Genomic DNA, 19,146 nt, shown 5'->3' with positions numbered 1-19,146 from the left:
ACCATGCCCGCTCCCCGTCTGAGGACCACCCCGTTGCCCGGCATCGGGGTGCAGTACGAGCTCACCACGCGGCGGCACGACACGCTGTCGGTGATCGCGCACCGCGACCGCACCCGCACCCTGAACGTGCACCACGACGACGACCCGGACTCCTGCGGCCTCTCGCTGCCGTTGACCGGGGCCGAGGCCCTGTCCCTCGCCGACGCCCTGCTGCCCAGTCACAACAGCCCGAACCTGCTGCACACCAGCGACTTCGGACTGTTGGCCGAGCAGGTCACCATCACCGGCCCCTCGTACTGGAACGGGCGCACCCTGGGAGAGACGAGGATGCGCACCGACACCGGGGCCTCCATCGTCGCTGTCATGCGCCGGTCCCACGCGATCCCCTCGCCCGGACCCGACTTCCGCCTGCTCTCGGGCGACATCGTGATCGTCATCGGGACGCGGGAAGGCGTGGACGGCGCCCACGAGATCCTCGAGCGGGGCTGATCACGTGCACTCCGCGGTCTTTCTGATCGAGTTCGGGGCGATCGTGCTGGTGCTCGGCCTGCTCGGCCGCTTCGCCGTACGCCTCAGGTTCTCTCCGATCCCGCTCTATCTGCTGGCGGGACTGCTGTTCGGCGCCGGCGGCATCGTCCCGCTGGGCGGCAGCGAGGAGTTCATCGAGGTCGGTGCCGAGATCGGTGTGGTGCTGCTGCTCCTGATGCTCGGTCTGGAGTACACGGCGGGCGATCTCGTCGGTCACCTCAAGACCCAGGCCCCGGCGGGAGCGGTCGACTTCGTGCTCAACGCGGTCCCCGGAGCCGCCGCGGCTCTGCTGCTCGGCTGGGGGCCGGTGGCCGCCGTGGTGCTCGCGGGCGTCACCTGGGTCTCGTCGTCCGGCGTCATCGCGAAGGTGCTCGGCGACCTGGGCCGGCTCGGCAATCGGGAGAGCCCGGTCGTCCTCGGCATCCTCGTGCTCGAAGACCTGGCCATGGCGCTCTACCTGCCGATCCTGACCGCGGTGCTGGCCGGTTCGGGCTGGCTGGCAGGGGGTGTGACCCTGGGCATCGCACTCGCGGCGGTCAGTACTGTCCTGCTCGTCGCGGTGCGCTACGGGCGGGTCATCTCGCGCTTCGTGTCCAGCGACGACCCGGAGAAGCTGTTGCTCGTCGTCCTGGGCACGACGCTGCTCGTCTCCGGTGTGGCCCAGCAGCTGCAGGTGTCGGCGGCGGTGGGGGCGTTCCTCGTGGGTATCGCCCTGTCGGGCGAGGTGGCCGAGAACACCCATCACCTGCTGATGCCGCTACGGGATCTCTTCGCCGCCGTGTTCTTCGTGTTCTTCGGTCTGAGCACCGATCCCAGCACCATCCCGTCGGTGCTGCTGCCCGCACTCGCGTTGGCGGTGCTCACCGCCCTGACGAAGATCGGAACCGGGTACTGGGCCGCGAAGCGCGGAGGCATTGCGGAGCGGGGGCGGTGGCGGGCCGGCGGCGCCCTGGTCGCGCGGGGCGAGTTCTCCATCGTGATCGCCGGGCTCGCGGTCTCCGCCGGTGCCGTGGATCCCTCTCTGGGGCCGTTGGCCACCGCGTACGTTCTGCTCCTCGTCGTCATGGGTCCCCTTGCGGCCCGTTTCACGGAGCCGATCGCCCAGCGGATCTTCCTGTGGCGCGGCAAGGAGTACCCCGCCGCGAGTCCCGGACGGCGGCCCCTGGCACCCCGGCCGGCCGAGCCGGAGCCCACGGGCGCGGCATCCGAATGATGTCGTGACCGGGACCGGCCGCCTCCCGGGGCCGGAGCGAAGGCCTTCCTGCCGAGCGGAACCTCGTCATCACGTACCGAAGTCCGCACGTACCGACGTCCGCGGACGGCCTGCTCTGGAAGAAGGACCAGTTGTGGGTCGTCCCGTTCGACTCGGAGAGCATCAACCGGCTCGCCCCTGTCCTTCGGTTCCCCCTCGGCCTGCCGTTCCCGGTGGCCCGGTTGAGCGGTGTCCGAACGACGAAGCCCGTTGCCGCGGCGCCCTGAGGCGCTGCGGCAACGGGCTTCGGTCCCGAAGGTCAGCCTCCGGTGGAGACGGGTGTGTTGTCGCTCGCGGCAGCCGGCGCGGAGCCGGCCGCCGGGGCCTGGACGCCAGGCACCTTGAGGAACCGGGTGGCCCAGACCACGGGCAGCGCGATGACGGCGAAGACCAGTGCGATCAGCGGGACGTCGTCGATGCCGAAGGCGGTCAGGGCCCAGCCGCCGATCGCGGCGCCGGAGGCGACACCCACGTTCGCGGCGGACGCGCCCAGGGTGGCGGCGAGATCGGCGCCCTCCCCGGCCAGCGAGATGACGCGCAGCTGGAGCGCCGGGGTGACACCGAAACCGACGATGCCCCAGAGCGCCAGGGCCACACCGACCAGCGGCGGGCTGTCGCGGAAGAAGTACAGGCCGAGCAGACCCACGATGAGTACGCCGTTGCCGACGAGCAGGGTCCGCGAGGCGTTGATGTCGGCGAGGCGCCCGCCCGCGAAGGTGCCGACAGCGCTGAACACACCGAAGATCATCAGGAAGACGCTCACCATGGCGCCCTTGATGCCGGTGACGTCCTCCAAGAACGCCGCCAGATACGTGAAGGCGATGAACTGCGATCCCATGAGCAGCACTTCGGAACCCAGCATGGCCAACACCCGGGGGTGGAAGGCGTGCTGGGCCTGGGAGGCCAGGCCGCCCGAACCTCTGCCCCTGACCGACGGCACCCAGATCATGATCACGACGAAGGCGGCGAGGCCGAGGACGGCCACGCCGGCGAACGTGGCCTGCCAGCCGAGGTTCTGGCCCAGCAGGGTACCGAGCGGCACACCGAGCACCGTCGACACAGAGATGCCGCCGAAGACCAGGCCGACGGCCTGACCGCGGTGCTCGGGCGCGACCAGACCCGTGGCGACGGCGGAGGCCGCGCCCAGGAACAGGCCGTGCAGGGCACCGCAGAGTACGCGCGCGACGACCAGCAGGCCGAAGAGCCCGGCGAAGACCGCGGCGAGGTTGCCGAGGACGAAGACGGCGAGCGCTGCGCACAGGAGGGTGTGGCGCGACACCTTGATGGTCGCCGCCGTGACGATCGGGCCGCCGATGGAGATGCCGAGCGCGTAGGCGGTGACCAGCAGGCCCGCCGTGCTCAGTGAGACGTCCAGATCGTCGGCGATGAGATTGAGGACGCCGACGATGACCAGCTCGGCGGTGCCGATGACGAAAGCGCCCAGTCCTAGGGCGCCCAGGGCGAGCTTGTTGCGCGTCTCGCCGGGTGCCGACGCGGTGGCGGTACTCATGGGAGAGCCACTCCTTGGGAAGAGGACGGAAGGAGAAACCGAAGGCGCGGTCAGGCGTACCGGAGGTCGAGCCTGGCAATGCGGCCGTCGCGCAGATCGAACTCGTAGTCGGCCTCGAAACCGCCGACGCCCTGGGGTGCGAAGCGCACGAGCAGCGTCGTGCCGTTGGTCTTCGGGGTGTTCTTCAGAACGGTGAGTCTGCCGCCGATGACCTCGTCGCGGGCCCAGTCCCTGATCGCTGCCCGGCCGTGGAAGCTGCGCCCGGTGTCGTTGACGGTGGCCTGCGGCGCGAAGACGGCCACCAGTGCGTTCACGTCGCGGGAGTCGACGGCGTCGACGTAGCCGCGCACGGCCGGTTCCAGCGCGGTCAGGGCCGCCGGGTCGTGCTCGTCGGGGGTGTCGCGGACGGCTTCCTTCGCCGCGACGCGGACGTGGTCGCCGGTCACGACCGTCACGGCGAGCACGACGACGGCCACCAGGACGGCGGCAACGGCCGCGATGCGGGCCGCGCTCACCAGTCGATCCTTCTGCGGTTGCGGAAGAACCCCCCGGTGGGCCCGGAGTCGGGCAGGCGCGCCAGCCAGCTCACGGTGTCGGCGCCCTCCTCGACACCGGTCGGCGCCCCGCGGCCCCCCATGTCCGTACGGACCCAGCCCGGACAGGCCGCGTTGACCTTGACGCTCGCCGGCACCGCGGCGGACACCACCAGGGTCAGCGCGTTGAGCGCTGCCTTGGAGATGCCGTAGGCAGCCGGGGACGGCACGTTGCCGGTGAGGGCGCCGAGCCCGGAGGAGACGTTCACCACCCGGCCGTAGCCGCGCTGCGCCATGCCGGGGCAGAACGCCTGGCAGGTGCGGAACGCTCCCATGAGGTTCGTGTCCAGGGCTCGGCGCATGGTGTCCTCGTCGAGCGAGAAGTACGAGACGGTCGGGTAGATTCCGGCGTTGTTGACCAGGACGTCGCATTCGATCCCGTCGTCGGCCAGCCGCTGCGCGCATGCCTCGACGCTCTCGGCGTCGGTGACATCCAGCTCCTCCACCCGGATGCGCGGGCTGTCGAGCCCACGCGCAGCCGCTCGACCGCGCGTGAGATCGCGCGCGGCCAGCACGACGTCGAGGCCGGCCCGATCGAGCTGCCGGACGGTCTCGAGACCGATGCCGCGGCTCGCGCCCGTGACGAGGGCGGTGCGGTTGCGTTGCCGGTTCACGTCTTCGGACTCCTCGCTGCGGTCAGACCTTGTAGCGCTGCTTGACGTCCTCGGCGAAGCCGAGGTAATCGCGCAGCGGCCAGACGGTCTCGAACTCCAGGTACTCCCGCATGGGGAGCCGGCCGAGCGCGGTGCGGTCGAGCTCCTCGGCATCCGGTGATTCGATGATGGCTATGACGCGCTTCTGCGCGGCGACCTTCCAGATGCCCACGCAGAAGCCGGAGTCCACCGTCTCCTGGGCGTGGACCGCTTCGTCCTGCTCGAGCTCCCACAGCTCGTCGAGGGTGATGCGCCCTTCGTGCTTCCATTTCATCTGAACGTAGAAAAGCATGCTTCAACTCCGCTTCCGTGGACGGCTGTTGGGAGATGGGGAGTGGGCGGTCAGCGGGCGCCGCGGGAGCGGATCAGTTCACTCAGCGCGTGATCGGCCCCGAAGACCTCGACGGCGAGGTCGAGCGGCGTCTTGCCGTCGTGGCCGAGGAGATCGAGCCGGGCGCCGGCCTCCACGAGCGTGCGCGCGCAGTCCTCGTAGCCGTGCCACAGCGCGTCGTGCAGCGGGCTGTAGCCATTGGTCGCGCCCTGGAAGTCGAGGTCGATACCGTCCTGGCGGACCAGATCGGCGGTGATGCCGGCGTGGCCGTTGTAGACGGCCTTGTGCAGCGGCACCGCGCCGAACGTGGGCTCGACGGCGTTCACGTCCGCCCCGGCCGCGAGCAGCAGGCGCACGATCTCGTCGTGACCGTCGCGGCAGGCCACCAGCAGCGGCGTGTGGCTGTCGTTGAAGCCGCTCAGGTTGGGGGAACGCTCGTCGACCTCGGCGCCGGCAGCGAGCAGCTTGCGCACCCGGTCGGTGTCGCCCTCCGCGGTCGCCGCCATCAGTTCCTGGCCGGCCACCGCGCGCTCGTCGCCCGCCCGACGGGAGTTGAGGTGCTCCTCGGCCTTGAGCAGCCGGTCCTTGCCGAACGTGTTGACGTTCAGTTCGTACGCGAAGTGCTGCTCGAGCGAGAAGCCGTAGTGCGTGTAGACCTGGAGTGCGGTGCCCTGCGTCAGCAAGTACTCGGCGATGTCCGGGTACTTGTACCAGAGCGCGTCCATCAGGGCGGTGTGTCCGGTGGTGGGCGCCACTCCGTCCACGAAGGCACCCGCTTCGACGAGAGCCTTCACCACCTCGAGGCTGCCGCCCTGGCAGGCCTTGTGCAGCGCGGTCGCGCCGGCCCGGGTGTCGGCGGTCAGGACGTCGGCACCGCCGTCGATCAGGGCCTGGACGGTGGGAGCGTCCGCATGCCCGGCCGCGATCATCAGGGCGGTCAGCCCGGTGGCGGACTCGCGGTGGCGCGCGTCGGCGCCGGCTGCCAGCAGTTCGGAGACGCGTGCGGCGTCCCGGGCGCGTACTGCGGTGATCAGCTCGGAGCTCATCAGGCGGCCTCCTGCCCCGAAGCGTCGCCCCGCAGGGCCCGGATGATCTGCGACGGGTCCGTGTAGGACTTCCAGCGGGTGATCTTGCCGTCGCGGACCGTCAGCCACTGGATGAACTCGATCTCGAACTCGACGCCGGTGCCCCGCACGGTGGACATCTCGTGGATGACCCCGGCGGCCTGGTCGCCGTCGACGACCAGGCGCACCAGCTTCTCCAGGCGGACGTCCACGGCCCCGGTGAAGATCTTCAGGGTCTCGAGGACAGCCTCACGGCCGCGGTAACTGCCGATCCACTTCATGTCGTCGTTGTAGCCGGGCACCGGCGTGTAGTTGATCCACTCGACGTCCTCGGCGAGTGTGTCGAGGGCGGTTTCGAAGTCGCCCGATGTCAGTGCGTCGAACCACCGCTGTACGACTTTCCTGGTTTCTTCCGTGGCGTTGCTCATGAAATCTCCTAGAAATGGAAGGAATCCCATGGGAATCCTGAGCGAGATACTCGGGAGCCAGCAAGAAACAGGTGGTCGACTTCCTGAGATCGCCGCTCAGGAATCGGCGGACTGAGCCTGTTCGGCGGCGCGGGCGAACAGATGCTGATTTCCGTCGGCCCAGGTGGCCGTCATCACGATGGCGTTGATCCGCCAGCCGTCAGACGTCCGCTCCAGGTCGATGCGGTAGGTGCCGGCGAGCGTCCACAGCGGACCGCCGTGCTCGTTGGGCATGCGGTGCGTCGCCTGGAACATCGCGGTCGTGACGGCGCTGTCGCCCTGTACGTCGACCAGGAAGTTGCTGAGCAGGTGCTGGGTGGCGGCGAACTGGCCGAGCAGCCCGGACCAGGCACCGATCAGGTCCTTCTTGGACACGGGACCCGGCTCGCCGCCATTGAGGCTGGTGTAGTCGAGCATGATCTCGTCGCTGAAGACATCGTTCAGCGCGTCCCACTCGCGCTGGTCGATGTACCAGCCCATGCGGGTGCAGGTCTCGATGACGTCGAGGCGGTCGGCCACAGAACTCATGGATTTTTCTTCTTTCAGTGATAGAGATGTGCCATTTTCAAGGTCCAGCGATGGTCGCTGAGCAGGGCAGCGCCGATGAGGGCGCCAAGCACTACGACTTCGGCCACTGCCGTCCCGAAGTGCCCCACCGGAATTGCCAGTACGGCGAACAGTGAGGCGGTGAAGTGGAAACGCTGTGGGCCGATCTTCAGGATTCCGTGGAACCAGGCGATACCGCCGAGGTACAGCGCCACACCACAGGCCAGCGCGACGGACGGGGCCATGGCCAGTGGATCGTAGGGGTGCACGATGGTCTTCTTGACGGCCGCCGCGATCAGGATCAGTCCGAGCAGCATCGGTACGTGGGCGTAGAAGAACGCGGCGAGTGCCAGCCGCGAACGTTGCACCGCGTCCTGCCGCTCCAGGGCGAGTTCGGCCCGCGAGGCCTTCTCGGATTCGTCGAAGTACACCCACCACAGACCGGCCGGGATGACGAAGATGAGGACCGCCGTGGTCACGACCGACGGCCCCGCCTGACCGCCGTCGGTGCCGATGCCGAGCGCCAGGAACGAGTCGCCGAGCGCGATGATCATGAGCAGTCCGTGCCGTTCCACGAAGTGGCCCGGCTTCAGCTCGAAGCCCGAGACGCCCGTCAGCACCGGCGCGACGATCTCCAACGCGACGGCCGAGGTCCACAGCGCGTACATGGCCCATCCGTCGAGGAAGCCGGCGCCGATGATGAGGAGCGCGCCCACCGTGTGGAACGGGGCGATGCGCAGCATGTTGCGGGCCGCTCCGGTGCCGCCCAACGCGAAGAGGGCGGCATGCACGGTGACGATCAGCAGGTAGCCGATGCCGAACGCGACGCCGTCCCCGTCGAACGCGTTGGGCGTGGCCAGGCCGATGACCAGAAAGGAGGCCATGCCGAGCAGCAGCAGGACCCGGTGGTGCCTGCGTTGGGGCGGAAGGTGGTTGGTGAGCCACGCGTATCCGCCGTACATCCACCACAGGAGCCAGAAAATCAGAAGTACTTGAATAACTCCGTGCAGCGTCATGTCCCGGCTGAGCACCCGGGCGAGCTGCGTGAAGTTGAATACGAACGCGAGATCGAAGAACAATTCCAGAGTCGTGACCCTGGATTCGCTTTTCGTAGCGGGATCCACGGACAACGCGGCAGGCCCCGCGGATTCCGTTGCCTCGTCCTCGAACAGCGTGCTGTTGTCGTGCGTGGACCTCGAATGCTCCGGGACGCCTTCTACATCTTGCGCGGAAGTCGTTTGAGACATGTCTGCGAAGGTAGCGGCAGCAGTGGTGGTCCGGTCAAAGAGATCAAATAGACATCATGAGGTCGGGGCGCGAAGCCTGTGCGGTCAGCGATCCAGCACCGAGCGGTAGACGGCATGCGCCCGCTCCGCAGCCACGTCCCAGCCGAATTCCTTCTGCGCCCGCGCGAGGCCGGCCGCGCCGAGCCGGGAGGCATGGTCCGGATCGGCGAGGAGCTGATTCATCGCGGCGGCGAGGTCGGAGGCGAAGCGCCGGGGGTCCAGGGGCGTGCCGCTGCCGTCCTGCTCCTGCTCGATGGGCACCAGAAGGCCCGTCTCACCGTCCGCCACGACCTCCGGGATGCCACCCGTCGCAGTGGCCACGACCGCTGTGCCGCAGGCCATGGCCTCCAGGTTCACGATGCCCATCGGTTCGTACAGGGACGGGCAGACGAAGACGGAAGCGTGGGTGAGGAACTGCAGGAGGACGGCCCGATCGAGCATCCCGTCGATACGGACGACTCCGTCCCGCACCCGGCGCAGTTCGTCGACCAGCGCCTCGGTCTCGGCTCCGATCTCGGCCGTGTCGGGTTGCCCGCAGCACAGCACGAGCTGGGCACGGGGATCCAACTCGAAGGCCGCACGCAGCAGCTGCGGCAGACCCTTCTGACGGGTGACGCGGCCGACGAAGAGGACGATGGGCCGATCGGGGTCCACCCCGTGCCGCACCAGCGCGGCCGTGCCGTGGTCGGGGTGGTAGGCCCGGGTGTCGATGCCGTTGTGGACCACGTGGACCCGCTCGGGATCCACATCGGGATATACGCGAAGGATGTCCCGACGCATGCCGTGCGACACGGCGATCAGCGCATCGGCGCTCTCCAGTGCCGAACGCTCCACCAGGGACGACAACGCGTAGCCGCCGCCCAGCTGTTCGGCCTTCCAGGGGCGCAGCGGTTCGAGGCTGTGGGTGGTGGCGACATGGGGGATGCCGTACAGCACCTGCGCGAGCCGGCCCGCCCCGTTGGCGTACCAGGTGTGGCTGTGGACAAGGTCTGCTCCCGCGCACCCCGCGGCCATCTCGACATTCACCCCGAGCGCGCGCAGGGCGGGGTTCTGCTCTCCCGGCAGCACGGGGTCCGGGTAGGCGGTCACGTTCTGCGCGTCGCGCGGCGCACCGAAGCAGCGCACGTGCAGGTCGACAAGACTGCGGAGTTCTGCCGCGAGTTCTGCGGCATGGACACCGGCCCCTCCGTATACCTCCGGAGGGAATTCCTTGGTGAGCAGATCGACGCGTGTTCGGGACGACCGAGCGGGTTGCTGCACATGCATGGCGACTTCCTGAGGTCCGTGGACATTGACAGGACTCCTGCACCGGCCGCTCCGCCCGAACACCCGGGAAACACGGCCGGTCGGGCGGAGCGGCATCCGCGCCGGGCCGTCCCCTCAGACGGTGGAAGGCGTCATGATCACGGGCCAGCTCAACTCCTGAGCAAGCCGTCGGCTGTCCGCGCTACAGGCGATGACGCGCGGATTTCCGACGACGCCGAGCAACCCTGTCCCGGTGCACAGGTCTCCGTAGCCGAAGCAACTGACCGGATCGATGCACAGGCGGGCCATGGCTTCGACGACCGTCGTGCACTTGTCCATGTCGCGGGTAGCCGACGGCGAAAGCCGCAGAAGAATTCCCTCGGCGGGCAGCGTCCGAGGGAACGGCCGCAGAGAGTCCACGACCATGACGACAAGGTCCCCCTTGGCCCGGTGGCCTTCGAGCGCGGCTTGCAGGGCCACGTCCTCGTGCGGAGGGCGTTCTGGATGGGCGAGGTCGAAGAAGGCCGCACGCCGCACCGGTCGGAACATGCCTCACTCCCCTGCCTCGAACCCGCATGCCGTCGCTGTCACTCGCTGTGACCATAGCCAAGGCGGAGGGAAGACCGTGAGACAGGACTTCGTACATTCTGAAGTCGCTGCGCCTCCGCTGTCGTCCCGGCTGGTGCAGAGCAGAAGCTGTGACTTCTTTCACCGGAGATGGCCGCAGTTGTCAAATATCCTGTAAATTTTCCATCACCCCGCCGAGAGCACATCAGCAGGACCGAGGAGACACTGTGGACAGCACTGCCGAAGACGGTGAAGGCACCGGACGGCGGCTGAGGGAGCTCCGTCGTGCTCGTGGTCTCAAACAACAGGACCTCGCCAGCGACGACGTCTCGGTGAGCTACATCTCGCTGATCGAGTCGGGCAAGCGAACTCCTTCGGCGGCTGTCGTGACGCTCCTGGCCGAGCGCCTCGGATGCACCCCCAGCTATCTGCTCACGGGTCAGGACGGCACACGGACACGCGAGTTGGAGCTCAAGGCCGCGTTCGCCGACCTCGCCCTGCACAACGGTGAGAACAGGGAGGCGCTGCAGGCCTTCAGCGAGATCCTCGCCTCCGGTCCCGTCCTGCCCGAGGCCACCGTGCGCCGAGCCCGCCTCGGCCAAGCGCTCGCCCTGGAGCAGCTCGGCAGGCTGGAGGCCGCGGCCCAAGCCCTCACCATGCTGTACGAGGATCCCCGGTGCGTCGCCGGCTCAGCGGAATGGACCCAGCTGGCCACGGCGCTCTGCCGCTGCCACCAGGCCCTCGGCGACCAGGTCCTCAGCGTCGAGATCGGAGAGCGGGCGCTGCGCCGCCTCGACCAGTTCGGCCTCGAGGCCACGGACGACCACATTCAGCTCGGAGCAGTGCTGGTCAGCTGCTACCGGGCCCGCAGCGACCTGGCCAAGGCCCGCCTCGTGGCCGAACGCCTGATCAGGATCGCCGACGGTCACGGAGGCCGGACCGCACAGCGGGAGACCTTCTGGAACGCCGCCCTCGTGGCAAAGTCCCAGGGCCAGATCGACGAGGCCCTGGCTCTGGCAGAACGCGCACGCGCGTTGTTGGCCGAGAGCGATCACGTGCGCCACCACGCACTGCTCTGCGGTGTCTACGGGATGCTGCTGCTCTGCTCCGACCCCGGTGACCCTGAACAAGCCCGTCAGCTGCTCGAACAGTCGCAGGCTCAGCTGGTGGAGGTCGGCACGGCAGCCGAACAGGCGTCGGCCCAGAGCAATCTCGCGGAGGCACACCTGCGGCTGAACCAGGCGGCCGAAGCTCAGGAACATGCGTCCAGGGCGCTGGAGCTGTTGCGCGACGAGCCGCGCCGGGAGTCGGTCGAGGCGCGTGCCGTACTGGCTCACGCCCAGTTCGGCATGGGCGAGAGCCGGCAAGCACAGGAGACGCTCCGCGCTGCGGCGGCGCAGCTTCGCCAACTGCCCCCGGCCCGTCCGTCGGCTGCCGTGTGGCGCCGGATCGCGGACATCTGGCAGCAGTACGGGTACACCGCCGAGTCCATCGCCGCCTACCGGCAGGCGCTGAACGATGCGGGGCTCCCCGGCCTCCCCGCCTCCGCCGACCGGGTCAGCGAAGCTGCTCGCTGAGAGTGTCCTGGGCACCGATGAAGACGCTGGCCATGACGGCCGGTTCGGTGCTGCGGTTGAACCAGGCATGCCGGTTGCCGCGCAGGACGACGCAACTGCCGGGCGTCAGACGGGTCTCGGAGCCGTCTTCCAGCTGGAGCCAGAGCTCCCCCTCCAGGATGATCGACATGTCCACGGTGTCCGTCGCATGGTGCCCCTTGTCGTCCGGGGCCAGAGCCTTGAGCAGCCCGGGGAAGACCTCTTCCACCTCGGCGGAGAGCAAGTCGGGATCGCCCTCCGGGCCGCGTCCGGTCTCCGGGGGCCAGCGCAGTATCACGAAGCGGGTCCCGGTGTCCCCGGGGAAGTAGGGCACGAAGGCTGCTTCAGTGCCGCCGTCGCCTCTCGCGGGGGCATCGTTGCGCCCCCAGACCTGGTAGAACTCGACGCCAGGCAGCGCACCCACGGTCACGGGGGCGACCGGCCCGTTCGCCTCGACCACCGAGGTGCCGTCGGGACGGCAACCCGCGACCAGACGCGAAATCGCGTGGATCATGGTGTCTCCAGTTTCTTCGTGTGCTGAATCTCTTCGCGTACGGAGGAACAAGCCCTCTCGGGCAGCACGGGTGGCAGGATCCGGCGCTCCCTCAGCGCGCGGCGGGGAGCGCGACCGGAGCGAGTTCGCCCAGTGCTTCCTCGACCAGGGCGAGGGAGCCGGCAGGGTCTGCTCGAGGGCCGACGATCCGCGGGTCGAAGTTGAAGTCGAGGAAGACCTCGGTGGCCCCGGCATCGTGCATCTGCTCGATGTCAGAGCGAATCTGAGCAACCGAACCGTGGAAGAGGCTGCGCCCGGAACCGGGTTCGGTGCCGAGGAAGACGGTGGCGCGTACGACGATGCGCAGCCCGTCAGGGGAACGTCCGGCGCGTTCGGCGGCTGCGCGGACCCCGGACGCGGCAGCGGCGACCTCCGGCACGGCGACGAAACCCGGGCTGACCCAGCCCTGGGCCAGGCGCCCCGCACGCGTCCAGGCCTTCTCGGTGGAGCCACCGAGCAGCAGGGGGAAGACCGGTTGGACCGGGCGAGGGCGGACCAGGGTCCGGGGCAGCTCGGTGAACTCGCCCTGGAACTCCGCCTGGTCCTGCTCCCACATCCGGCGGAGCACCTCCACGTACTCCAACGTGCGGGCCACTCGCCGTTCCATCGGCAGGCCGACGGCCCGGAACTCCTCCTCGGACCAGCCCTGAGCCAGCCCGGCGTCGAGCCGTCCGCCCGATACCCGGTCGAGCTGGATGAGCTGCTTGGCCAGAACCGCGGGCGCGAAGAACGGGGCGTTGAGCACCGAGACACCCAGCCGGATCCGCTCGGTGCAGCCGGCCAGGTATCCCAGGGTGATGAGCGGCTCTGCCACGCCGTAGTGGAAGGCCGGCTGGAAGTCGGACGACCATTCGGCATCGTTGCTCTGCATCGGGAAGAGCAGGCGGGTGAAGGTCCACAGGGACTGGTAGCCGAGCTCCTCGGCCTGCCGGGCGATCCGTACCTGGGTGGAGGGTGTCGCCCAGGCTCCGGAAAGCGGGACGCCCACACCAAGAGCGCGGGGGGCGGTCGTGGACATCCCGCTCACCCCTCGTCGGTGGTCGGAAACATGGCCCGACGTGCCTCCAGGGGCACTTGCTCCGCGAACCGGTAGGTGTCGTAGAGCTCCCGGAAGAGCTTTATCCGCCCGTCCACGACCCGGAACAGACCGTGGTAGACGTTCGTGTACTCATGACCGCCCGGCTGCAGGATCCGGCCCGTGTACTCGACCAGTGCCCACTCGGGGTCGGCGAACGGCCGAGTGGTGCTCACCGGGAGCTCGACCGACAGGGCCGCGTCGACCACCCCCGTGTAGAGGCTGCGCAGCGCATCGGCACCTTCCAGCCGGGTCGGGCTGCCCGGGGGTGCGAACGGCATCTCCATCACCACATCGTCGGCCAGGCAGGCGAACGCGGCTTCGAGCCGCCCACTGCCGATCTGGTCCAAGAAGTAGCGCCCTACTGACTGGGCGTCTCGTGGCGGGGCGAGTTGATCCTGCGTCATCGTCGACTCCTTGTTCGGTGATCGACCGAGAATGACTGCGCCGCGGACAGGATGTCAATGTGTCTGTCATATTCGATCAAGCTAAATGACTCATAACTTGACAGTTAGTCAAATCGCTTGGTTATGATGACACGTGGAGCGCATTCAAGCGCGTCGGCAGGACCTTGAAGGGAGACCCATGAACCCCAACGGTGATGTGCGTGTCGAGGGGGTGGCACTCCCCAGCGAAGGTGTCGACCTCGTCGGCGACCTCTACCGACCTGCTTCGCAGCCGGCCGGGGATGCCTCTCCCGCAGTGGTCGTGGTCGGCTCGTGGACCACTGTCAAGGAACAGATGGCCGGGCGGTACGCGGCCGGGCTCGCCGCCCGAGGACTGACCACGCTCGCTTTCGACTTCCGCGGGTACGGCGGATCGAAGGGCGATCCGCAGGACTTCGAATCGCCGGAACGTAAGATCGCGGACATCGTCAGCGCTGTCGACTACCTGAAGTCCCGCCCGGACGTGGACTCTTCCCGGATCGGCGCCCTCGGTATCTGCGCCGGCTCCGGATATGTCGCGGTCGCCGCCTCACGGAATCCGGAGATCCGCTCCGTTGCCATGGTGGCTCCGTGGCTGCACGACCGAACGCTGGTCCCGGACATCTACGGCGGCCCGGAAGGCGTTCGTGAGCGGATGGCCCTGGGCGAGGCAGCCCGGGACAAGTACGAGTCGACGGGTGAGGTCGACTACATCCCCGCGGCAAGCGACACCGACGAACGCGCCGCGATGTACGGGCCGTTCGACTACTACCTGTATGCCGATCGAGGGGCTGTCCCCGAGTGGCGCAACCGGTTCGCCGTCATGAGCTGGCCGCAGTGGCTGACCTTCGACCCCATCTCGGTCGCCGCTCAGTGCACGGCACCCACCTTCATGCTGCACAGCCCGGACGCCGCCATCCCGGACGGCGCCCGTCGCTTCCACGATGGGCTGAGGGCACCCAAGGAACTGCAGTGGACGACCGGCTCCCAGTTTGATTTCTACGACCAGGAATCGACAGTGATGTCGGCACTGGACTCGGTGGAGGCCCACTTCGGAAGGACGCTGTGAGCAGGCGACCTGCCGTCGATTCAGCACGTAGCTCTCCCTCCGGGTCCATGGCGGCTGATACGCGGCCGAGGTTGAGCCCTGACGCCACGGTTCGCGTGGCCTGTCTGGCGTTCTTCGTGATCACGTTGGACACGACGGTGGTCAACGTCGCCCTGCCGAGCATCGGCAAGCAGTGGGACGGCCAGGTGTCGGCGCTGCAGTGGGTGGTGACGGCGTACACCCTGCTCTTCGCGGCGCTGTTGCTGTCGGCGGGAGCGATCTCGGACCGGATCGGCGCGAGCCGCGCTTTCTCGATCGGCCTGTCGGTCTTCACCCTGATGTCCGCGCTGTGCGGGCTTGCGCCCAACCTCGGCGTGCTCATCTTCGCGCGGGCGCTCCAGGGCGCGGGGGCGGCAGTGATGATGCCCGCCTCGCTCGCTCTGGTCCGCCAGGCCTACGACGACCCGGCCAAGCGCGCCCGCGGAATCGCGTGGTGGACGGCGGGCGGCGGCGCGGCGGTCGCTGCGGGCCCGGTCGTCGGTGGCGCACTCACGACCGGGCTCGGCTGGCGCTGGATCTTCTTCATCAACATCCCCGTCGGCATCGTCGCCCTGATCGGAATGCTCCGCGCCCCCCGGTCCTCGCGCGGGCAGGCCCCGATGGACCCGGCAGGCCAGGTGACGGCAGTCCTGGCCCTGGCGGCTCTGGTGTTCGCAGTGATCAACGGAGGCTCCCACGGCTGGACGGACCCAGTCACCATCGTGGGCTTCGCGGTCGCCGTCATCGCCGCAGTCGCGTTCCTGCTGACCGAGTCCCGCCAGCGCAATCCGGCAGTGCCGCTGACCTTGTTCCGCAATCCCGCGGTGGCCGTGTGCACCAGCGCGGGTCTCGCCCTGAACCTGGGCTACTACGGCCTGGTCTTCGTCTTCACGATCTTCTTCCAGGAACACCGTGGTGCCTCGGCCCTGATGGCAGGCCTGATGTTCATTCCGATGACGGCCTTCACCACAGGGGTCAACCTCCTGGCCGGCAAGCTGACCAACCGCCACGGGCCGCGCTTCCCGTTGGTTCTCGGCCAGATCATCCAGACGTTGGGCATCCTGGGCCTGCTCTTCGTCTCCCAGGACACCCCCACTCCTCTGCTCCTGGTGCTGCTTGTCCCGCTGGGCATCGGCGGAGGCCTGGCGATCCCGCCCCTGACGACGGCGATGCTGGAGTCGGTCCCGCACGAGAGGGCCGGTCTGGCTTCCGGAGTCCTCAGCGCGGCCCGCCAGTTCGGCGGGGCCATCGGCGTGGCCCTCCTGGGCGCCCTGATCGCCGACTCGGCCCACTTCATGACAGGCATGCGCATCAGCCTGGTCATCGGGGCCGCGGTCCTGGTGGTCACGACGCTGGGCGTGATCCGCTTCCTGCCCGCCGGCCATCACCACCCGGCCGCCGCGGAGCCCGCTCCGAGGAACGAACCGCAGCCACAGTGATGCCGTCCCGCCACACGGCACGGCACACCACTCATTCAAGGAGGATTTCCATGGACTTCATGATCCATCTCGACGGTTCCCGCGTGTACGACCTGCCGGCCGAGGAACGCGACGAGGTCGTCAAGCGCGAGCACGCACACGCGCATGAACTCATGGCCACGGGCGTGCTCAAGCACATCTGGCGGATGCCCGGTCAGCGCGGCAACGTCGGCATCTGGTCGGCCGCGGATGCGGATGCCCTGGAAGCGGTGTTGGCCTCCCTGCCCATCCGTCCGTATGCGGACCTCCAGGTGACCCCGCTGGCCACCCACCCCCTCACGCTGGAGGTGGCGGACAACCGCGGCTGATACTCCGGCCGCACTTCGCGATCTGACGGATCGTCGGGGTGGCCGGGTCGGGGTCCGTGCGCTCAACGGACCCCGACCCGGATTTCGGACACCGTAGACACTGGATCTTGAGGATCCGGGAGAACGGCCGCAGCACCAGGCTGAAGTGCTCAAGGTCCTGCGCCCAACAGAGACAATACGGAATGTTCGGTTTGTTATCTGGCCGAAAGGGAACCCGCTGTAAAGGGATCTGGCGGACCCGACGAGCTGCCGAGACCTACCGACGGCCTACCGGGGGAAGCTCAGCGAGCAGGCCCGGCGCCCTGCAGGAACAGCTGCCAGATCTGCTTCAGTTGAGAGCCCGCATCGAGGAGTCCGGGCTCCCGCGCTCCGGCCCCGTCACGGACGCTCGCCTCGACGTGTTCGCGGATGTGCGCCTCGGCTCCTGTCATCAGGTAGGCGACGAGAGCCTCAAGGGTCCGGGGGTGCGCGGCCGGGTGGAGTTCCCCGTCCCTCCAGGCCTGTTCCAGCAGTTCACGTACTGCGGGCAGCCAGGCCGAGCCCCAGCAGGCAGCTTCGCCGGGACGCTCTCGCGAGAGCCGCGCGGCCGAGCGCACGGTGACATTCCGCTCCAACAGCGCCGCGAGACCGACGATCAGCTCCATCACCGCGCGCAGCGCCGTGACCTGGGGCGAGACCTGAGACGTGACCACCTGCGCGACCAGCGCGCCGGTGATGGCGCGACCCTGCGCCTGCACCTCGTCGGCCACCTGGCTCTTGGTGGAGAAATGGAAGGTCAGGGCCCCCATGGACACCTCGGCAGTCCTGCAGATCCGGACAAGTGAGGTTCCCTCGTAGCCGTTGCGGTCGAGTTCCTCCGCGGCGGCCTGGACGAGCACTCTGCGCGTACGTGCCGCTCTCTCCTGCTTCACCCTTGACCTCCTCGGGATGTGCGCCGGCGGCCGTGGCTGACAGCAACTGCCTTGACAGCAGCGCGACTTCGGGTCGGTGCAGTCGTCCACGCCGCCCGGCCCCCTCCGCCGACCGGCCCGGTCGGTGAGACCGCAAGGGTGAACCCGCGACCGGACGCGCCACAACGCCGACTTGCCGAAGATGCACCGGCGTGCCCCCCGATGGCTTGAACGTTGCAGGTGGAACCGCCATCCAGGAAAGAAAGAAAGCGATCGTTCTGTATTGTTCTGGGGTGAGTGCGCCGCCGCGGGACCGGAACCAGGAAGGAACCACCATGTCCGCACACGGAACATTTCAGGCAGCTCGGGGCCCCGAACGAATCTCCTCGTACGCCGAGGACCTCTTCGGGCACCTGCCGCGGGCCGACCAGCGCCGGTGGGCCCTCACTTATCTGCGGGGGCTGCTCACCGCACCGGGCAGGAAGTCGGTGCGCCGCCTCGCCCGGGCCGTGTCCGACTCCCCCACCGCGGCGCAGTCGCTGCAGCAGTTCGTCAACTCCAGTCCCTGGGAGTGGGATCCCGTCCGGGCCGCGCTGGCCCGCTGGACCGAACAGCAGACGGGGGCGCAGACGGGGGTGCGAGCCTGGACGGTGGGCCTGTCGGTGCAGCCCAAGCGGGGGCAGCACTCCGTGGGCGTGCACCGTCGTTTCGTACCGGAGAGCGGACGTACCGTCAGTTGCCAGGCAGGCGTGGGTCTCTTCCTCACCGCCGGAGGACTTTCCGCCGGAGGGCATTCGGCTGGAGGACTCTCTGCTGGAGGATTCGCCACCGCAGGATCGGCGATCCCCGTCGACTGGCGTCTGCTCCTGCCCGAGCGTTGGTCCGGGGACGCCCGCCTGCGGCTGCGCACCCGTATTCCCGACTCCGTCAGCGACCGCTCGCTGGGGGCACACATCCTTGAGATGGCCGACTCCCTGGCCGCACGCACCTCATGTGCCGTTCCGCCGCTCGTGGCGAACATCCCCGGCTGCCCGCAGCTCCCCTCGCTCCTCCATGAACTGAGCAGGCGGAGGCAGGAGTTCGTCCTGGCGGTGCCTGACTCGCTCGCCGTCCTGCCCTGCGCCCCGGACGGACGCCCATCCGCTTACGGTCCGGAGCTCACCGCGGTGCCTGCCCGGCACTTCCGCGGCCTGGACCGAAGTCCCGCTGTGCACACCACCACCGTGCGCCCGTCCGGTCCTCTGCCACGCCCGGTGGGCATGCGCTCGGGGCTGGTCCGGCTCGCGGGCGCTCCGGAGCTCCGCAGCCGGACGGCGCCGAGCAGCAGCCGGACAGCCCAGTCAGCCCAGTCCTCTCTCCGCCTGTTCACCGGTACGGCAGCAGCCGGGCGCCCCGCACGGCTGTGGATCACCAACGCGCTGCGCCGCCGCCCGGACGAACTGCTCGCCCTCACCGCGCTGCCCGCCCTCACCGACGGAGCCGTCCGGAGCCTGCGGGACGACTTCGGGCTGCTCAACTTCGAGGGTCGTTCGTTTCCGGGCTGGCACCATCACATGACGCTGATCTCCGCCGCGTACGCTTACAGCCGACTCGCCGCCCCTGCGGAGCAATGCCTCAGGAACAGCGCCTGACCGGAGTTCCCCGGGCCGAGTTCATCGGGCCGGAGTTCATCGGGCCGGAACGCCCGGGGACC

Annotated in this window: 21 protein-coding genes; 7 read left to right on the top strand and 14 right to left on the bottom strand. The window is 68.8% G+C overall.

Going from position 1 to position 19,146, the window contains the following annotated elements; translation table 11 throughout:
* Nucleotides 1-3 precede the first annotated feature (3 nt).
* Both NBY69_RS34870 and NBY69_RS34865 read left to right on the top strand, forming a co-directional pair.
* Nucleotides 4-489, top strand: a complete 486-nt coding sequence (locus NBY69_RS34870) for a cation:proton antiporter regulatory subunit (RefSeq protein ID WP_250306211.1) — start codon at nucleotides 4-6, stop codon at nucleotides 487-489.
* Between the two features lie 4 nt (nucleotides 490-493).
* On the top strand, nucleotides 494-1,741 hold the full coding sequence (locus NBY69_RS34865) for a cation:proton antiporter (protein ID WP_250306209.1): 1,248 nt from the start codon (nucleotides 494-496) through the stop codon (nucleotides 1,739-1,741).
* Nucleotides 1,742-2,039: 298 nt separating this feature from the next.
* Here NBY69_RS34865 and NBY69_RS34860 read toward each other — a convergent pair whose 3' ends face one another.
* The 10 genes from NBY69_RS34860 to NBY69_RS34815 form a co-directional block, all read right to left on the bottom strand.
* Nucleotides 2,040-3,290, bottom strand: a complete 1,251-nt coding sequence (locus tag NBY69_RS34860) for an MFS transporter (RefSeq protein WP_250306207.1) — start codon at nucleotides 3,288-3,290, stop codon at nucleotides 2,040-2,042.
* Nucleotides 3,291-3,340: 50 nt separating this feature from the next.
* Entirely contained in the window at nucleotides 3,341-3,805 is a 465-nt protein-coding gene (locus tag NBY69_RS34855; RefSeq protein WP_250306206.1) for a nuclear transport factor 2 family protein, read from the bottom strand.
* Nucleotides 3,802-4,497: an SDR family NAD(P)-dependent oxidoreductase gene (locus tag NBY69_RS34850; RefSeq protein ID WP_250306204.1), complete on the bottom strand. Its 696-nt coding sequence runs from the start codon at nucleotides 4,495-4,497 to the stop codon at nucleotides 3,802-3,804. The genes NBY69_RS34855 and NBY69_RS34850 overlap by 4 nt, the downstream gene beginning before the upstream one ends.
* Nucleotides 4,498-4,519: 22 nt before the next feature.
* Nucleotides 4,520-4,828: a muconolactone Delta-isomerase family protein gene (locus NBY69_RS34845; RefSeq protein WP_250306203.1), complete on the bottom strand. Its 309-nt coding sequence runs from the start codon at nucleotides 4,826-4,828 to the stop codon at nucleotides 4,520-4,522.
* A 50-nt stretch (nucleotides 4,829-4,878) separates the two neighbouring features.
* Complete coding sequence (locus NBY69_RS34840; protein WP_250306202.1) at nucleotides 4,879-5,913, bottom strand: ankyrin repeat domain-containing protein; 1,035 nt, start codon at nucleotides 5,911-5,913, stop codon at nucleotides 4,879-4,881.
* Nucleotides 5,913-6,359 (bottom strand): nuclear transport factor 2 family protein, encoded by a 447-nt coding sequence (locus NBY69_RS34835; RefSeq protein ID WP_250306201.1) that lies wholly within the window; start codon nucleotides 6,357-6,359, stop codon nucleotides 5,913-5,915. Before NBY69_RS34835 ends, NBY69_RS34840 begins: the two co-directional genes overlap by 1 nt.
* 96 nt (nucleotides 6,360-6,455) lie before the next feature.
* The gene (locus NBY69_RS34830) at nucleotides 6,456-6,926 is read right to left on the bottom strand and encodes a nuclear transport factor 2 family protein (protein ID WP_250306200.1); all 471 of its coding nucleotides are present in this window, start codon (nucleotides 6,924-6,926) and stop codon (nucleotides 6,456-6,458) included.
* Between the two features lie 14 nt (nucleotides 6,927-6,940).
* Nucleotides 6,941-8,191, bottom strand: coding sequence for a low temperature requirement protein A (locus tag NBY69_RS34825; protein ID WP_266646649.1), 1,251 nt, complete (start codon nucleotides 8,189-8,191; stop codon nucleotides 6,941-6,943).
* Nucleotides 8,192-8,275: 84 nt separating this feature from the next.
* Nucleotides 8,276-9,496, bottom strand: a complete 1,221-nt coding sequence (gene glgA / locus NBY69_RS34820) for a glycogen synthase (RefSeq protein WP_250306196.1) — start codon at nucleotides 9,494-9,496, stop codon at nucleotides 8,276-8,278.
* Nucleotides 9,497-9,610: 114 nt separating this feature from the next.
* Complete coding sequence (locus tag NBY69_RS34815) at nucleotides 9,611-10,024, bottom strand: hypothetical protein (RefSeq protein WP_250306195.1); 414 nt, start codon at nucleotides 10,022-10,024, stop codon at nucleotides 9,611-9,613.
* Nucleotides 10,025-10,269: 245 nt separating this feature from the next.
* Between NBY69_RS34815 and NBY69_RS34810 the strand changes: the two genes are divergently transcribed.
* On the top strand, nucleotides 10,270-11,619 hold the full coding sequence (locus tag NBY69_RS34810) for a helix-turn-helix domain-containing protein (RefSeq protein WP_250306193.1): 1,350 nt from the start codon (nucleotides 10,270-10,272) through the stop codon (nucleotides 11,617-11,619).
* Here the strand turns inward: NBY69_RS34810 and NBY69_RS34805 are convergent.
* The 3 genes from NBY69_RS34805 to NBY69_RS34795 form a co-directional block, all read right to left on the bottom strand.
* Nucleotides 11,600-12,151 (bottom strand): cupin domain-containing protein, encoded by a 552-nt coding sequence (locus NBY69_RS34805; protein ID WP_250306192.1) that lies wholly within the window; start codon nucleotides 12,149-12,151, stop codon nucleotides 11,600-11,602. The two genes, NBY69_RS34810 and NBY69_RS34805, sit on opposite strands and share 20 nt — an antisense overlap.
* 91 nt (nucleotides 12,152-12,242) lie before the next feature.
* On the bottom strand, nucleotides 12,243-13,208 hold the full coding sequence (locus NBY69_RS34800) for a TIGR03619 family F420-dependent LLM class oxidoreductase (RefSeq protein WP_250306191.1): 966 nt from the start codon (nucleotides 13,206-13,208) through the stop codon (nucleotides 12,243-12,245).
* A 5-nt stretch (nucleotides 13,209-13,213) separates the two neighbouring features.
* Complete coding sequence (locus tag NBY69_RS34795; protein ID WP_250306190.1) at nucleotides 13,214-13,672, bottom strand: nuclear transport factor 2 family protein; 459 nt, start codon at nucleotides 13,670-13,672, stop codon at nucleotides 13,214-13,216.
* Nucleotides 13,673-13,850: 178 nt separating this feature from the next.
* On the opposite strand from NBY69_RS34795, the gene NBY69_RS34790 reads away from it, so the two are divergent.
* The 3 genes from NBY69_RS34790 (at nucleotide 13,851) to NBY69_RS34780 (ending at nucleotide 16,563) form a co-directional block, all read left to right on the top strand.
* Complete coding sequence (locus tag NBY69_RS34790; RefSeq protein WP_250306189.1) at nucleotides 13,851-14,759, top strand: alpha/beta hydrolase; 909 nt, start codon at nucleotides 13,851-13,853, stop codon at nucleotides 14,757-14,759.
* Nucleotides 14,760-14,830: 71 nt separating this feature from the next.
* Nucleotides 14,831-16,216, top strand: coding sequence for an MFS transporter (locus tag NBY69_RS34785; protein ID WP_250306188.1), 1,386 nt, complete (start codon nucleotides 14,831-14,833; stop codon nucleotides 16,214-16,216).
* A 50-nt stretch (nucleotides 16,217-16,266) separates the two neighbouring features.
* Nucleotides 16,267-16,563, top strand: coding sequence for a muconolactone Delta-isomerase family protein (locus NBY69_RS34780; protein ID WP_250306187.1), 297 nt, complete (start codon nucleotides 16,267-16,269; stop codon nucleotides 16,561-16,563).
* Nucleotides 16,564-16,844: 281 nt separating this feature from the next.
* On the opposite strand, the gene NBY69_RS34775 is transcribed toward NBY69_RS34780, so the two are convergent.
* Complete coding sequence (locus tag NBY69_RS34775; protein WP_250306186.1) at nucleotides 16,845-17,474, bottom strand: TetR/AcrR family transcriptional regulator; 630 nt, start codon at nucleotides 17,472-17,474, stop codon at nucleotides 16,845-16,847.
* A 314-nt stretch (nucleotides 17,475-17,788) separates the two neighbouring features.
* Between NBY69_RS34775 and NBY69_RS34770 the strand changes: the two genes are divergently transcribed.
* Nucleotides 17,789-19,084, top strand: a complete 1,296-nt coding sequence (locus NBY69_RS34770) for a transposase (RefSeq protein WP_250306184.1) — start codon at nucleotides 17,789-17,791, stop codon at nucleotides 19,082-19,084.
* The last annotated feature ends 62 nt before the right edge of the window (nucleotides 19,085-19,146 follow it).

The organism is Streptomyces sp. A 4/2 (assembly GCF_940670765.1).
Classification (GTDB): Bacteria; Actinomycetota; Actinomycetes; order Streptomycetales; family Streptomycetaceae; genus Streptomyces.
This window is presented reverse-complemented; position numbering and strand designations above follow the sequence as displayed.

What these genes read in the sequence shown, in the direction of transcription:
- NBY69_RS34770 (WP_250306184.1), top strand. Translation starts at nt 17,789, where the DNA reads ATGTCCGCACACGGAACATTTCAGGCAGCTCGGGGCCCCGAACGAATC.
- NBY69_RS34845 (WP_250306203.1), bottom strand. Translation starts at nt 4,828, where the DNA reads ATGCTTTTCTACGTTCAGATGAAATGGAAGCACGAAGGGCGCATCACC.
- glgA (WP_250306196.1), bottom strand. Translation starts at nt 9,496, where the DNA reads ATGCATGTGCAGCAACCCGCTCGGTCGTCCCGAACACGCGTCGATCTG.
- NBY69_RS34835 (WP_250306201.1), bottom strand. Translation starts at nt 6,359, where the DNA reads ATGAGCAACGCCACGGAAGAAACCAGGAAAGTCGTACAGCGGTGGTTC.
- NBY69_RS34790 (WP_250306189.1), top strand. Translation starts at nt 13,851, where the DNA reads ATGAACCCCAACGGTGATGTGCGTGTCGAGGGGGTGGCACTCCCCAGC.
- NBY69_RS34830 (WP_250306200.1), bottom strand. Translation starts at nt 6,926, where the DNA reads ATGAGTTCTGTGGCCGACCGCCTCGACGTCATCGAGACCTGCACCCGC.
- NBY69_RS34795 (WP_250306190.1), bottom strand. Translation starts at nt 13,672, where the DNA reads ATGACGCAGGATCAACTCGCCCCGCCACGAGACGCCCAGTCAGTAGGG.
- NBY69_RS34815 (WP_250306195.1), bottom strand. Translation starts at nt 10,024, where the DNA reads ATGTTCCGACCGGTGCGGCGTGCGGCCTTCTTCGACCTCGCCCATCCA.
- NBY69_RS34825 (WP_266646649.1), bottom strand. Translation starts at nt 8,191, where the DNA reads ATGTCTCAAACGACTTCCGCGCAAGATGTAGAAGGCGTCCCGGAGCAT.
- NBY69_RS34840 (WP_250306202.1), bottom strand. Translation starts at nt 5,913, where the DNA reads ATGAGCTCCGAGCTGATCACCGCAGTACGCGCCCGGGACGCCGCACGC.
- NBY69_RS34860 (WP_250306207.1), bottom strand. Translation starts at nt 3,290, where the DNA reads ATGAGTACCGCCACCGCGTCGGCACCCGGCGAGACGCGCAACAAGCTC.
- NBY69_RS34780 (WP_250306187.1), top strand. Translation starts at nt 16,267, where the DNA reads ATGGACTTCATGATCCATCTCGACGGTTCCCGCGTGTACGACCTGCCG.
- NBY69_RS34870 (WP_250306211.1), top strand. Translation starts at nt 4, where the DNA reads ATGCCCGCTCCCCGTCTGAGGACCACCCCGTTGCCCGGCATCGGGGTG.
- NBY69_RS34800 (WP_250306191.1), bottom strand. Translation starts at nt 13,208, where the DNA reads ATGTCCACGACCGCCCCCCGCGCTCTTGGTGTGGGCGTCCCGCTTTCC.
- NBY69_RS34805 (WP_250306192.1), bottom strand. Translation starts at nt 12,151, where the DNA reads ATGATCCACGCGATTTCGCGTCTGGTCGCGGGTTGCCGTCCCGACGGC.